Origin of the sequence: Pseudomonas sp. PS01298 (assembly GCF_029959745.1) — a bacterium.
GTDB classification, from domain to species: Bacteria; Pseudomonadota; Gammaproteobacteria; order Pseudomonadales; family Pseudomonadaceae; genus Aquipseudomonas; species Aquipseudomonas aylmerensis.
In genome coordinates this window covers 1-13,700 of the sequence record NZ_JASCPP010000035.1, presented here as the reverse complement: position 1 = coordinate 13,700, position 13,700 = coordinate 1, and the positions used below count along the sequence as shown (strand labels likewise).

Genomic DNA, 13,700 nt, shown 5'->3' with positions numbered 1-13,700 from the left:
TTTTCGAAAGCGTGTGCGAGCCTTGGAAAATAAGGCTTCGAGGCTTGATGAAATTTCTTACAAAGGAGTTTTGCTACGGGAGGGGTTCGTCACCAACGCGTGGTTTTGCGCCACGCTGGGGCATTCGGTAACAAATTGGTGCGCAGGCTGGAAACAGTTTTCTGCTCACCACAAAACAACTCTGGGAGCAGGCTTGCCCGCGATAGCAGTGTGTCGATCAGCACACCCCATGCTGATACACCGCTATCGCAGGCAAGCCTGCTCCCACAGCTTTTTAATCGTGTTGAGTCAGTTCGATGATGCAACTGCGGCCGCTGACCGAGATATCCAGCAGGCCAGTGTTACCGTCCACTTGCAGGCAGTCGTGATGGCCGAGCACGTGGTCCAGCACCTTCACTTCATCCGCCACGCTGAACACCAGCACCGTGTGCGCCGTGCTGAAAAAGCGCTGCACGCCGTCAATCCACTGCAAACGTGCGTGGTAGCGCTGGGGCGAGTAGATCAGGTTGAAATCGCGGATCGGCCCCGTGATCAAGCGGCACGACACGTGGCTGTCGCCCTTGAACGCAAAGGGTTGCAGCGGCAACAGGCCCAGCTGTTCCTCGCCATCCACGGTAAGCACCATGCCGGCGCCCTTGATCACGGTGATCACGCGCTGATAGCCGGCGAAGGTGGAAAACCCACCCGACTCGGCGATATCGGCAATCGACAGGCGCCAGCCAAAGCCATCCAGGCCGGTACCGGCGTCACGGGTGATTTCTTCGGTGCTGCCACCGCCGTTTTTCCACGGCATGCGCACGTAATCGGCGGCGCGCCAGACTTTCACTGCACTCATTTACTGAAACGTCCTTCCAGGCTATGACGGGAACCGGGGTGGATCAAACGCGCGGCGGTCACCGGCTGGCGACCCGACCAGGTGCGTCGGCGAATCAACAGGCAGGGCTCGCTCGGCTCGATCTGCAGCAACTTGCACTCGGCGGCGTCGGCGAGAATCGCCTCGACCACGTGCTCGCCTTCGGTCAACGGTGCGACCTGGTTCAGATAGGCGTAGGGGGTTTGCTGGGTGAAGTCCTGCTGCAGGTACTCCGGCGCGACCAGGGCGTTGACGAAACGGTCTTCGATTTGCACCGGAATGTCGTTTTCAAAGTGCACGATCAGCGAATGGAACACCCGTCCGCCCTCGCGCATTTCCAGCGCTACGGCGCGTTCGGAGCCGGCCGCTTCTTCACCAAGGTGAATGACCTGGCAAGTATGCCGATGCCCACGGGAGGCGATCTCATCGGCGATGTTGTGCACCTCGAACAGCGCCGACTGGCTCTTGGGTTCGGCGACGAACGTGCCGACACCTTGCATGCGCACCAACAAACCTTCGGCGGTCAGCTCGCGCAGGGCGCGGTTGATGGTCATGCGGCTGAAGCCCAGTTGACTGACCAGCTCGCTCTCCGACGGCACGCGGTAATGGGGCGGCCAGTTGCCGTTGAGGATCTGCTGGCTGATCATCTGTTTGACGCGGGCGTACAAGGGCGCCGGACTTTCGTCCATGTGGGCAGCCAGTGAAGACTTGGCGGGCGGAGTCGGCACAGGGAATCCTTGCAAGAGGAAAAGATGCATAGATTGCCGGAGTTTACCGAGCAGGCAAACGTCTGTATATGTATATACAAATAAACACACGACCGGGGTGACATGATCATGTCCGCTTTCTTTGCCGAACGCGCACTGCTGCCTAATGGATGGGCCAACGATGTACGCTTTGAAGTCAGCGCCGATGGCCTGCTGACCCACGTTGAGCCCAACGCCAGTGCAGACGGCGCCGAACGGCTCAGGGGCCCGGTGTTGGCGGGCATGCCGAACCTGCACTCCCACGCGTTCCAGCGCGCCATGGCGGGGCTGGCGGAAGTCGCCGGCAACCCGAATGACAGCTTCTGGACCTGGCGCGACCTGATGTACCGCATGGTGGGCAAGATCAACCCGGACCAATTGCAGGTCATCGCCCGGCAGCTGTACATCGAGATGCTCAAGGCCGGCTACACCTCGGTGGCTGAGTTCCACTACGTGCACCATGACGTCAGTGGCCAGCCCTATGCTGACCGCACGGAGCTGTCGCGGCAGATCAGCCAGGCGGCCGCCAGCAGCGGCATCGGGCTGACATTGGTGCCGGTGCTCTACACCCACTCGGGATTTGGCGGCCAGGCCCCCAATGAAGGCCAGCGTCGGTTTATCAACAGCACGGAAAACTACCTGGACCTGCAAGCGCACCTGAAACCGATCCTCGCCGCGCAACCGGCGCAGCAGCTGGGGTTGTGCTTTCACTCCCTGCGCGCGGTGACCCCGCAACAAATCAATGACGTGCTGGCCGCCAGCGACAAAGCCTGCCCGGTGCATATCCACATTGCCGAGCAGCAAAAGGAAGTCGACGATTGCCTGGCCTGGAGCGGCAAACGCCCGCTGCAATGGCTGTATGACAATGTCGAGGTGGATGAGCGCTGGTGCCTGGTGCACGCCACTCACGCGGACGCTGACGAAGTGGCCCGCATGGCCAAGAGCCGCGCGATTGCCGGTTTGTGCCTGACCACCGAAGCCAACCTGGGCGACGGGATCTTCCCGGCCGTGGACTTTCTGGCACAGGGCGGTCGCATTGGGATCGGCTCCGACAGCCACGTCTCATTGAGCGTGGTCGAAGAATTGCGCTGGCTGGAATACGGCCAGCGCCTGCGCGACCAGCGGCGCAATCGCTTGTATCGCAGCGATCAGCCGATGGTCGGCCGCACACTGTTCGATGCCGCGCTGGACGGTGGCGCACAGGCGCTGGGGCAGCCGATTGGTCGACTGGAAGTGGGTAAGCGTGCGGATTGGATCGTGCTGGACGGCAATGATCCGTACCTGGCCACGGCGAGTGAAGACGGGATCCTGAATCGCTGGCTGTTCGCCGGTGGTGATCGGCAAGTACGCGATGTGCTGGTCAACGGTAAGTGGGTAGTACGGGATGGGCGCCATGCTGGCGAGGAAGAAAGCAGCCGGGCATTCACGCAAGTCTTGAGGGATTTGCTCGGCTGACGGGCGACACAAAAAAATAGGGGAGCTGGCAAGCCAGCTCCCCTATTGGATTGAGGGTGCCCTCAGTTACTGCGAGGTCTTGGCCATCTGCTTGTCCGACGTACGCCAGATCAACCGTGTGGTGTCATACCCCTGTTGCCGCGCCCTGCTGAGCAAGTCTTCGCGGGTGTCAGCATTCACCGTCGGCGTGCGCGACAGGATCCACATGTAGCGCCGGCTCGGGCTGCCTACGATGGCGGTCTTGTAGTCATCGCTGACGTACAGCACCCAGTAGTCGCCCTTGGCGACGCCGGGCAGCAGCGCGGTAAACCAGTTATTGAATTCAACCCAGAGCTTGTCGGTCTTGCCCGGCACTTGCGGCGTGGCCGTGCCTTTGGCTTCTTCCCACTTCCACTCGCTGGTCAGGCAGCGGTTGAACACCGACATATCGCCATCGGGCAGCAGTGTGTAGCGGGCTTCGGACTGCGCGCAGTTGCGCTGGAAGTACATCGGCAATCGGGCCAACTCATACCAGGTGCCCTGGTAACGCTTGAGATTGACGTTGCTCGCGGTCTTGGGTTGCAGATCATCGCCAGAATGACTGGCGCAGCCCGCCAAAAACAGGCTGGCACAAAGGCACAAAACAAAACGCATCATTCTTCTTCTCCCGCAGGCTCTCGCCCCGGTTTACTTCAGGCCTTGCCCGGAAAACATCAGAACTTTGTCACCGGCATATTGAACGCTGATAAAGCTGTTTTTATCGCCCCACGTGCAGCTGGACATGCCCAGTGCGCCAGAACAATCGGTCGGCTTACCCAGCAGCGACTCCACCTCGGCCTTGGCCATGCCAGCCGACAACTTTGCGTAATTTTCCTGGTTGACCTTGCTGCAAGCGGCCAACAGCACGCAAAAAGCCAGCAAAGCGAGACGGCGTAACGACATGGAAAAACTCCTGGAGGGACGAAGCAGCTTGGGTATCTGCCAGAAGCTTAGAAGGGAAAAGAGGTGTCTGGTTCCCGACGAACGAAAACAAAAAAGCCCCGAAAACGCTGAAACGTTTCGGGGCTTCTTTAACGGTGAACCGGCTCACAACACGGCCGATAATTTATCGCCGTGGGTTATGCCTTGTGATAGGCCGTCACACGCTCAACTTCTTCCTTGGAACCCAGGAACACCGCCACACGCTGGTGCAGGCCTTCAGGCTGGATGTCGAGGATGCGCTGGTGGCCGTCGGTGGACGCACCGCCCGCCTGCTCTACCAGGAACGACATCGGGTTGGCTTCGTACATCAGGCGCAGCTTGCCTGGCTTGGACGGCTCGCGGCTGTCGCGTGGGTACATGAACAGGCCACCACGGGTCAGGATGCGGTGCACGTCAGCGACCATCGCAGCCACCCAGCGCATGTTGAAGTTCTTCTTCAACGGGCCTTCCTCGCCTTCCATCAGCTCGTTGACGTAGCGCTGTACCGGGGCTTCCCAGTGACGCTGGTTGGACATGTTGATCGCGAATTCCTGGGTCGAGGCAGGGATCGAGATGTCTTCGTGGGTCAGTACGAAGCTGCCCATTTCACGGTCCAGGGTGAAGCCCTTGACGCCGTCGCCCAGGGTCAGCACCAGCATGGTCTGCGGGCCGTAGATCGCGTAGCCGGCAGCGACCTGCTCGGTGCCTGGCTGCAGGAAGGCCTTTTCGTTCAAGGCTTCGTTCTGGCTCAGGTATTCGTTTGGGCAACGCAGTACCGAGAAGATGGTGCCGACCGGCGCGTTGATGTCGATGTTCGACGAACCGTCCAGCGGGTCGAATACCAACAGGTAGGCGCCTTTCGGGTATTTGCCCGGAATCTGGTAGGCATTGTCCATTTCTTCGGACGCCATGCCGGCCAGGTGACCGCCCCATTCGTTGGCTTCGAGCAGGATCTCGTTGGAGAGTACGTCGAGCTTCTTCTGTACTTCGCCCTGCACGTTTTCAGTGCCCATGCTGCCCAGAACACCACCCAGTGCGCCTTTGGAGACGGCGTGGCTGATTTCCTTGCAAGCACGCGCCACCACTTCGATAAGGAAGCGCAGATCGGCAGGCGTGTTGTTGCTGCGGGTCTGCTCAATCAAATAGCGACTCAAGGTAACGCGGGACATGGAAGGCTCCGGAGAATGGGGGGGCTAAAAACCCGCGCAGTTTAACGCGAGTCGGGGCGTATTTCCTCCTATCAGAGGATTTAAACCCAATAGAGTTCATGGACTTTATTTAACGTGCCACCGGCGGCTTGCGCAGCAAACTGTAGGCCATGCCTCCCAGCGCCGCCACACCCAGCAGGAGTACGGCCCACAGGCCGAGCTTCTTCCAGTCGGTGCCGGCCTCGGTCGGTGCCACCACGGCCAGCGCTTTGACCACCACCTCCGTTGACAACGTGGCCTGGCCCAGCGCCTTGACGCGCGCGGCGTTGTAATCGGGAATCAGCGTCGACAGCGGCAGGTTCGCCGCCTTCACCGAGGCATTGCCCAAGGCCAGCGTGAACGGCGGCTCACCCCGCGCCAGGAACACCAACTGCGTGGCGCGCACGGCAAAACGCAGGGACGGTGCTTCAACGCCCAGGCCACCGCCGCGCTCGTCCACCTGCAATTTCAGCTGGTTGACCACCTGGCCAGGCAAACGCAACTCATCCTGCACCACGTCCTGGCCGTTCTGGGTCAGGCGGTACAGCAAGCCATTGCTCAACGGTTGCCAGGCCTGCTGGCTGTCCCGCCGCCCTGCCAAGGTCACCGGCGCCAAGGTGTTGGGCTGCTTCAATTCAACCCGCAAGCGCTCGACATTCAGCCCCACCGGCAACTGCCAGCTGTACTCCCCCGCCTTGAGCCGCGACCCCGCCAACGGCTGCGACCACACCAACGGCAGCGGCAGACTGCTGCTCGATGCACTCACCAGCTTGGCCGAGGTCAGGCGCGGCGCCGCCTGGCCTTGCCACATCAGGCGCAGGTAGCGTGCCGACTGCCCTGGCAAGCTGACGTCATGCTGCTCGACTCGCTCATCGGCAAACGACAAGCGCGCCACCTGCCCATCGCCCCAGGATTCCCAGTGCTGCAAGTCATCGCTGGCTTCGATGCTGAAACGCTGGAAGCCCTCGTGCTCGCGGCTCCAGTCGAGGCTCAACTGCTGCAATGGCGCCTTGATCGCGCTGGCATCCAGCACCCAGCCGCGCAATACCTGCTTGCCGAGCTTGGCGCCGCTCGAGGGTTTGATTTCCACCAGCGTGCCCGCCGTGGTGGCTTTCATCGTCACGCCAGGCGAAGCGTCACGGGCATCGGAGGCGTACAGCGGGAACCACTTCACGTCAGTGATGTTGCGGCTTTCGGTGCGCTCGGAGGTCTGGCGCGACAGCGCATAGGCTTGCGGCTCGCCGGCAGCGTTGAACACGCGCACATCGCTCAGGTCAGCCTGGCGCGCGGCCAACTGCACGGCGAGCGGCAACTCCAGGCGATACCAAGGGCCGTTGCCACTCACCGCCAGCGGTACCTGGGTGGTGAAATCGGCCGGGGTTTCCTGCGCCCACACGGCCCAGGTCGTACACAAGCCCACCGCAATGACGCTCAACTTACCGATCAAGAGGCTGCTCCTTCAGTTTCCAATACAGGTTCGGCACGCTTGGGTGGCAGCGGCGCAAAGTAGCCCACCACCAGCAACAGCCCGCCCACGCCGATGAACGACACGATCCGCGCCAGGCCGCCGCGGTTGCTCAGTTCGACAAAGAACAGTTTGGCGACCACTACCGCAATCAACACCGCCCCGATCAACCACACTTCACGACGATGGCGCAGGTGGCCACCGATCATCAACCCGAGGGCGATGAGGGTCCAGACGATCGACAGGCCGGCCTGTACCAGCATCGACGCCAGCAACGCATCCAGATGGAACGGCACGCCGCCCCAATGGTGGGCCGTGCGCATCACCAACGCGGTGAAGAAGGCAAACAGCGAAACGCCCGCGACACCCTGGGCGATCAACTCGGCACGCGGCCCACGTTGCGGCGCCACGCTGCGCGACCACAGGTACACACCCAGCAGCGCAAACAGCAGGCCCAGGTCCAACGGGTTGAGCAGCGGCACATAGGGCAAAGGGTTCGCCGTGCCGTCACTGAAGCTGTTAGCCAGCCAGAACCAGCCGAGCATCAGCACTGCCAGCGGCAAGGCGGCCAGCACGCGGTACTCACGCGGGTACGCCGCCACTGGCCATGGCCAGGTGCGCGGCGCGGCGGCCAGCACCAGATACAGGCTGGGCAGTATCGCCCAGCCCAGCCAGCGCCAGGCGTTGTATTCACTCGAGAGCCGCAACAGGCCGTAACGCAGCTCCAGCGCCAGCACGCCGATCAGCATCCAGCAGCCCAGCACATGGGCCACGCTCAGCACCCTGGCCGGCACACTCGCCGCCAGACGCCGCAACGCAATGAAGTGCACCGCGAACACCGCCAGCCAAGCCAGCCAGCCGTAGTGCGCCGCCGGGTGATAGTAGTTGTGCGCCGAGACCAGCAGCACCACGCCCGCCGCCGGCATCAGCAAGGCGCATAGCACACCGAGCGACGCCCAGTGCAGCCGCGCCGCCAGCAGCGCCCAGATCGCCACGCTCAGCGCCGCGATGCCGAGCAAGGCCGAGCCCTGCAGCTCGTCAGGAAGAAACCGCAGCACTTCACCGACCAACGCCAGCGTCCACCAGGCCGCGCCCCACACCAGCAGCAGGTCGGACAGACGCTGCAGCTTCAGCACAGCGAACACCGGCGCATGCGGCTCACGCTGCAAACGCCAGGCGCCGACCAGTGCAGCCAGGCCCAGCACCATCGGTGTCCAGAACCCGCTGTGGGCCAGCGGCCGCAAGCCCTCGCTGGTCAACGGCCCCAGCAGTTGCGGCACCGCCAGCAGGAACGCGCTGCCTCCGATCACCTGCAACAGCAAGCCAAAGACGAAACTGACGCGCTGCTGCAAGTGCAGGCTCAGCCAGATGATCAACACGCCACTGGCCGCCCACACCGCGCTGGCGCTTTCCCACGGCAACACGAACAGCACCGCGAGGTTGATCAGCACCAAGCCGGCCAGCAGCACCACCGACAGCCCGCGCAGCAAGCGCACGTCACCGCGCACGCTGTCATCGCGGGCCGCCAGGAGCATGCCGCCGATCAAGGCCAGGCCGATCAGCGAGGCGGTCAGCAAACCGCTCCAGCCCGCATTGAAGACCGCCGCGCCGTCACCGCCTTGCAAGCGCAGCAGGAACACAGCACCGCCGAGCAACTGCACCGCGAATGCCGTGAACAGAAAGGTGCGCGAGCCGATGCGCAGGCCGACGAACAGCGTCACCAGACCGGCGATTGCCCAACTGATCGCGGTGCCTTGGGTCAGCCAAAAGAACGGTGCAAGCAGGTACAAAAAGCCCAGGCCCAGGCTCGCCAGCACGGGCAGGCCTTTGCGCTCCCACGCTGCAGCCTGCTGCGCCGAGGCCTTGCGCAGCTGGTCGAAGCTGAACAGCAACGCCGCGCCGAGCAGCAGCGCCCCCAGCGGGGCGCCGTCGAGCAAGGTGTGCTCGCCGATGCGCAGCTCACTGAGGAATGCCAACGCCGAACCCACTTGCAGCAACAAGCCGAAGGCACGCGCCAATGGCCGCTCCTGACGCAAGCCAAGCCAGAAGATCCCGGCGCCTTCGACCGCCCAGGCGGCGGCAGTCCAGCGCGCATCGAGACCCAACGGAATGGCCAGGCTGGCAAAGATCACCCCCAGCGCCAGGCAGGTTTCCGCCAGCAGCAACGCGCGCCCACCACCCAACAGGCGAGCCAGACCCATGTAGATGATCCCCAGGCCCAACGCGCTGAACGCAGCGGCAAACTCCAGGTGCTGCACCAGTGCGAACTGCAGGCCGAACCCCACCAGCGGCGGGCCAAACAGCATACTGCCGTCGACATAGTGCCCCTTGGCCAGCGACCAACGCAGCACTGCGGCCCGGCTGTCATCGTCGGGCGCGTCACGCATTTCCAGCAATGTGCGCCGGGCGAACAACAGGCCGATGGCCAGGTACATCAGGAAAAACAGGATCAGGAACGGCTCGGTGCTCCACAGCAATTCGGGCGTGTAGGAGCGCATGCCCCAGGCGAAGCCGATGCCAAAGGTGCCGACAAAACCGATCAGGTTGAGCAGGCGCCAGGCCTTGAACCACGCGATGGCGAGGATGCCGGCGTTGAGCAGGGCGAAATAACTGAACAGCGCCACATGGTTGCCGGCACCGGTTGAGGTGAGGATCGGCGCCGCAAAGCCGCCCAGCGCCGCCGCACAGGCCAGCCCCAGCGCATCCTGGGTAATCGCCAGGATCGCCGAGAACACCGTGACCGCCACCAACAGCCCCAGCGCCGCGCTCGGGTCGATCAATGGGTGCAGGCGCATCGCGGCAAACACCGTCAGGTACAGCACCGCAATCCCGGTACCCTGCAGCATCAGACCGTAGTTGCTGTTGCGCAGCCGCAGCCACCAACCCAGGCCCAGCAGGCCCAATGCGGCGGCGGCGACGCCGGCGTAACGCAGTTCGATCGGCACGACCATGCCTTCGGTGGCGTAGCGCAGCAGGAACGCCAGGCCGAGAAACAACAGCACCACGCCGACACGCAGCACGGTATTGCCGCCAAACAGCCAATTGCGTGCGCCGCTGATCGCGCGTTCGATCAGGTTGGGGCCGCGGGGGATTGCAGGTTCCTGGGCGCGCGGCGTGGGCGCGGGGGTCCACACGTCATCCGGCAGCGGCTGGCTGGCTTCGACAGCCGCAGCGACGGGGGCTATTTCTGCTTCTGCCGGCAACTCCCACACAAGCTCAGGAGCCTGGGTGACAGGCGTCGGCTCAGGGATAAGCGGTGCGACACTCACAGGGCTGGCCGGCGTGGGCACTTCCAATTGCCGCAGGCGCTCACCCAGCGCGATCAGCGCTTTCTGCGTGGTTTCCAACTGACGTGCCTGCTGATCCGCCTGGGCCGAGAGCTTCGCCAGGCGAATCGCCTGACCCACGCCCAACCCCAACAGCGCACCGAAACCGGCATCGGTGAACGACTCATCGAGCGTCCAGCCGAGCACCAGGCCAATCAGCATGAAAATCCATTGCATGGTCGATATCCCTAAGCAGCCCGAGGCGGGCGAACTGGCGCCTAGTATATCGACGCAGACCCCATGTGGAAGCACGCTTATGTGGGCGCCGGGCTTGCCCGCGATGCAGACACGTCGGCGTATCAGTCACACCGAGGTGATGCTATCGCAGGCAAGCCAGCGCCCACATAAATCCGTACACATGTTCAGGTCAGCGATGTTTAGTCGAGGGCTTTCCAGATCTCGGTCGCGTACTCCCTGATGGTCCGGTCCGAGCTGAACCAACCCATCCGCGCCGTATTCAGCACTGCCGAACGCCACCACGCCTTGGAGTCGTGCCAATGCGCTTCGACCCGCGCCTGGGCGTCCCAGTAGGAATCGAAGTCGGCACACACCAGGAAGCGGTCGTAATCGACCAGCCCGTCGATCAGGCCGACATAACGGCCCGGGTCATCCGGCGAGAACACCCCACCGCGAATCGCCTGCAGTACATCGTTGAGCCGATGCGATGCGGCAATCTCCGGCCCGGCGTTGAACTCACCCGCGTGCTTGCGGGCTTCCACCTGCTGCGCGCTGAGGCCGAAGATAAACATGTGCTCGGCGCCCACGCGCTCGTGCATTTCCACGTTGGCGCCGTCCATGGTGCCGATGGTCAGCGCGCCGTTGAGGCCAAATTTCATGTTACTGGTGCCCGAGGCTTCAAAGCCGGCGGTGGAAATCTGCTCCGACAAGTCCGCCGCCGGGATGATGCTTTCCGCCAGGCTGACGTTGTAGTTGGGCAGGAACACCACCTTGAGCAGACCGCGCACGGTCGGGTCATTGTTGACGGTGCGCGCAATGTCGTTGGTCAGCTTGATGATCAACTTGGCCTGGTGATAACTGGCCGCCGCCTTGCCCGCGAAGATCTTCACGCGCGGCACCCAGTCGGTGCCAGGTTCGGCACGGATCGCCTGGTACAGCGCCACGGTGTGCAACAGGTTCAGCAGTTGGCGCTTGTACTCGTGGATGCGCTTGACCTGCACGTCGAACATCGCTGCCGGGTTGATCGCGATTCCCAACCGCTCATGAATGATGTCGGCCAGTGCCCGCTTGCTGTGCAGCCGTTGCTCGGCAAACGCCTTGCGAAAGGTCTGCTTATCGGCGAAGGGCTCAAGCTCTACCAAGCGCTCTTCGGGCTTGTCGAGAATGTCCGGGCCCAGCGCCTCCACCAACATCGAGGTGAGCTTGGGGTTGGCCTGGTACAGCCAGCGGCGGAAGGTGATGCCGTTGGTTTTGTTGTTGATGCGCTCCGGGTAGAGCTTGTGCAATTCGGAAAACACCGTGCTGCGCATCAACTGGGTGTGCAAACCGGACACGCCGTTGACACTGTGGGAGCCGAGGAACGCGAGGTTACCCATGCGCACGCGGCGGCCGTTGTCTTCTTCGATCAGCGACACCGCGCGCAGCACGTCGAAATCGTGGATGCCTTTGGCGCGCAGCGAGTCGATGTGCTGGGCGTTGATCAGGTAGATGATCTGCATGTGCCGCGGCAGCATGCGTTCCATCAGGCCGACCGGCCAGGTTTCCAGCGCTTCGGGCAGCAGCGTGTGGTTGGTGTACGACAAGGTTTCGACGGTGACATCCCAGGCGGCTTCCCATGGAATGTCGTGCAGGTCGACCAACTGGCGCATCAACTCGGCGACGGCAATGGACGGGTGGGTGTCGTTGAGCTGGATCGCCGCGTGCTCGCCCAGGCTCAGCACCGAGCCGTGCATGTTCTTGTGGCGGCGCAGCAGGTCCTGCAGCGAGGCCGAGACGAAGAAATATTCCTGGCGCAGGCGCAATTCCTGCCCCGCTTCGGTGCTGTCGGCCGGGTAAAGCACGCGCGAGATGCTTTCGGCGCGGGCCACTTCGGCCACCGCGCCCAGGTGGTCACCGGCGTTGAAGCGCTCCAGGTGCAGGTCTTCCACCGCCCGCGCGCGCCACAACCGCAGGGTATTCACACTGGCGCCGCGCCAGCCGACCACCGGGGTGTCGTAGGCAACGGCGCGCACGGTTTCGTTGGGCGACCACACCTGGATCATCTTGCCGGAGGCATCCGCCAGGGTTTCGACGCTGCCGCCAAAGCCGATCGGGTAAATCACTTCGGCACGTTCGAACTCCCACGGGTTGCCGAAATCCAGCCAGCGTTCGGTTTGCTCCTGCTGCCATCCATCGACAATCGCCTGGCGGAACAGGCCGTGTTCATAGCGGATGCCATAGCCATGGCCGGCAATGCCCAGGGTCGACATGCTCTCCATGAAGCAGGCCGCGAGACGGCCCAGACCGCCGTTGCCGAGCGCCGCGTCGGGCTCCAGCAGGCGGATGCGCTCCAGGTCCACGCCCAGCTCGGACAGGGCTTCGCGCGCAATTTCCAGCACGCCAAGGTTGCTCAGGCTGTCGTAGAGCAAGCGGCCGATAAGGAATTCCAGCGAGAGGTAATACACCCGCTTCTGGCCCTTGCGGTAGATCCGCCGCGTGTGGTCCATCCAGTGGTCGACCATCTGGTCGCGGGCGGCCAGGGCAATGGCTTCGAACCAGTCATGGTCGAAGGCGTGATCCGGGTCCTTGCCCACCGCGTAGGTGAGTTTGGTCAAGACGGCATCGCGAAATGCGGCTACCTCTGCTTCTCGTGCAAGTGGTTCCTGAGACATCAAATGCGACCTCGGGCGAGATAGAAGGAGTTGCTAGAGCCTAGACGGTCTGACAGACGGTAGACGCTCTGGTTCGGCAGTTTTTTAACTCATTCACCTTTGCGGAAATTAGATGCAGGGGCCGTGCCTGCTTTCCCCTGGCGCACCATTGGAGATGAAATCTGCAAAATGTTGTTCAAAAAATCACCAATCCCGGTATGATCGCGCGCCCGGATATCGCCCCACCTTGGAACCCTGATGAAGCCTCAACTGATCGCCGCCGCGGAACTCGACCGTCTCGAGACCTGGCAGAAATATTCCGCCCACATGTGCGGTGGCTGCGTGTCCAGCTGCTGCACGCTGCCGGTCGAGGTGAAGATCAAGGACCTGATCCGCATTGGCATCGTCGATGAGTTCGAGCGCGGCGACCCGCCGAAGAACATCGCCAAGCGCTTGCAGAAGGAAGGCATCGTCGAGCGCTTCAATTCCAAGTCGGAAATATTCACCCTGCAGCGCATGAGCAACAACGATTGCCTGTACCTGGATCGTAAGACGCGTTTCTGCACTATTTATGACAAGCGCCCGGACACTTGCCGCAACCACCCCAAGATCGGCCCGCGCCCAGGGTATTGCGCGTACAAGCCGAAGGAAGTGGTGCGCGAAACCAAGTTCAAGACCCTCGACAAGTTCTGATCCCAAACCCACCCCTTTGGCAAGCGGGCCTGCTCTGATGAACGAGCTCGCTGTGATGAATGAGCTTGTTGTGGTGGACGGGCTTGTTGTGATGAACGAGCCTGTTGTGGCGAGCGGGCTTGCCCCGCGTTGGGCTGCGCAGCAGCCCAAAACCCAAACACCTCGGTTTGCCTGAAACAACGCACCGATTCCTGGAGGGGCCGCTTCGCAGCCCAACGCGGGGCAAGCC

The 13,700-nt window shown here is 62.7% G+C and carries 10 protein-coding genes; 2 read left to right on the top strand and 8 right to left on the bottom strand.

The window, feature by feature from the left end:
* Nucleotides 1-274: 274 nt before the first annotated feature.
* Together QMX97_RS14530 and hutC are read right to left on the bottom strand one after the other, a co-directional pair.
* On the bottom strand, nucleotides 275-835 hold the full coding sequence (locus QMX97_RS14530) for a HutD family protein (RefSeq protein ID WP_106805392.1): 561 nt from the start codon (nucleotides 833-835) through the stop codon (nucleotides 275-277).
* Nucleotides 832-1,611, bottom strand: a complete 780-nt coding sequence (gene hutC / locus QMX97_RS14525) for a histidine utilization repressor (protein ID WP_177343917.1) — start codon at nucleotides 1,609-1,611, stop codon at nucleotides 832-834. Before hutC ends, QMX97_RS14530 begins: the two co-directional genes overlap by 4 nt.
* 78 nt (nucleotides 1,612-1,689) lie before the next feature.
* On the opposite strand from hutC, the gene QMX97_RS14520 reads away from it, so the two are divergent.
* Entirely contained in the window at nucleotides 1,690-3,054 is a 1,365-nt protein-coding gene (locus QMX97_RS14520) for a formimidoylglutamate deiminase (RefSeq protein WP_282397131.1), read from the top strand.
* Nucleotides 3,055-3,120: 66 nt separating this feature from the next.
* On the opposite strand, the gene QMX97_RS14515 is transcribed toward QMX97_RS14520, so the two are convergent.
* The 6 genes from QMX97_RS14515 to QMX97_RS14490 all read right to left on the bottom strand — a co-directional run bounded on the left by QMX97_RS14515 (nucleotide 3,121) and on the right by QMX97_RS14490 (nucleotide 12,799).
* A complete protein-coding gene (locus QMX97_RS14515; protein ID WP_106805393.1) occupies nucleotides 3,121-3,690 on the bottom strand; it encodes a lipocalin family protein in 570 nt (189 codons plus the stop codon).
* Between the two features lie 30 nt (nucleotides 3,691-3,720).
* Nucleotides 3,721-3,975, bottom strand: a complete 255-nt coding sequence (locus QMX97_RS14510) for a hypothetical protein (RefSeq protein ID WP_017849914.1) — start codon at nucleotides 3,973-3,975, stop codon at nucleotides 3,721-3,723.
* A 176-nt stretch (nucleotides 3,976-4,151) separates the two neighbouring features.
* Nucleotides 4,152-5,162: a class 1 fructose-bisphosphatase gene (locus QMX97_RS14505; RefSeq protein ID WP_065899834.1), complete on the bottom strand. Its 1,011-nt coding sequence runs from the start codon at nucleotides 5,160-5,162 to the stop codon at nucleotides 4,152-4,154.
* A gap of 109 nt (nucleotides 5,163-5,271) precedes the next feature.
* Complete coding sequence (locus tag QMX97_RS14500; protein ID WP_282397130.1) at nucleotides 5,272-6,627, bottom strand: DUF3999 domain-containing protein; 1,356 nt, start codon at nucleotides 6,625-6,627, stop codon at nucleotides 5,272-5,274.
* Complete coding sequence (locus QMX97_RS14495; protein WP_282397129.1) at nucleotides 6,624-10,148, bottom strand: DUF2339 domain-containing protein; 3,525 nt, start codon at nucleotides 10,146-10,148, stop codon at nucleotides 6,624-6,626. Before QMX97_RS14495 ends, QMX97_RS14500 begins: the two co-directional genes overlap by 4 nt.
* 200 nt (nucleotides 10,149-10,348) lie before the next feature.
* Entirely contained in the window at nucleotides 10,349-12,799 is a 2,451-nt protein-coding gene (locus QMX97_RS14490) for a glycogen/starch/alpha-glucan phosphorylase (protein WP_106805396.1), read from the bottom strand.
* Between the two features lie 237 nt (nucleotides 12,800-13,036).
* Here QMX97_RS14490 and QMX97_RS14485 point away from each other — a divergent pair, with 237 nt between their 5' ends.
* Nucleotides 13,037-13,471, top strand: a complete 435-nt coding sequence (locus tag QMX97_RS14485) for a YkgJ family cysteine cluster protein (RefSeq protein ID WP_017529542.1) — start codon at nucleotides 13,037-13,039, stop codon at nucleotides 13,469-13,471.
* Nucleotides 13,472-13,700: the final 229 nt, after the last annotated feature.

What these genes read in the sequence shown, in the direction of transcription:
- QMX97_RS14530 (WP_106805392.1), bottom strand. Translation starts at nt 835, where the DNA reads ATGAGTGCAGTGAAAGTCTGGCGCGCCGCCGATTACGTGCGCATGCCG.
- QMX97_RS14495 (WP_282397129.1), bottom strand. Translation starts at nt 10,148, where the DNA reads ATGCAATGGATTTTCATGCTGATTGGCCTGGTGCTCGGCTGGACGCTC.
- QMX97_RS14510 (WP_017849914.1), bottom strand. Translation starts at nt 3,975, where the DNA reads ATGTCGTTACGCCGTCTCGCTTTGCTGGCTTTTTGCGTGCTGTTGGCC.
- QMX97_RS14505 (WP_065899834.1), bottom strand. Translation starts at nt 5,162, where the DNA reads ATGTCCCGCGTTACCTTGAGTCGCTATTTGATTGAGCAGACCCGCAGC.
- hutC (WP_177343917.1), bottom strand. Translation starts at nt 1,611, where the DNA reads ATGCATCTTTTCCTCTTGCAAGGATTCCCTGTGCCGACTCCGCCCGCC.
- QMX97_RS14485 (WP_017529542.1), top strand. Translation starts at nt 13,037, where the DNA reads ATGAAGCCTCAACTGATCGCCGCCGCGGAACTCGACCGTCTCGAGACC.
- QMX97_RS14515 (WP_106805393.1), bottom strand. Translation starts at nt 3,690, where the DNA reads ATGATGCGTTTTGTTTTGTGCCTTTGTGCCAGCCTGTTTTTGGCGGGC.
- QMX97_RS14520 (WP_282397131.1), top strand. Translation starts at nt 1,690, where the DNA reads ATGTCCGCTTTCTTTGCCGAACGCGCACTGCTGCCTAATGGATGGGCC.
- QMX97_RS14490 (WP_106805396.1), bottom strand. Translation starts at nt 12,799, where the DNA reads ATGTCTCAGGAACCACTTGCACGAGAAGCAGAGGTAGCCGCATTTCGC.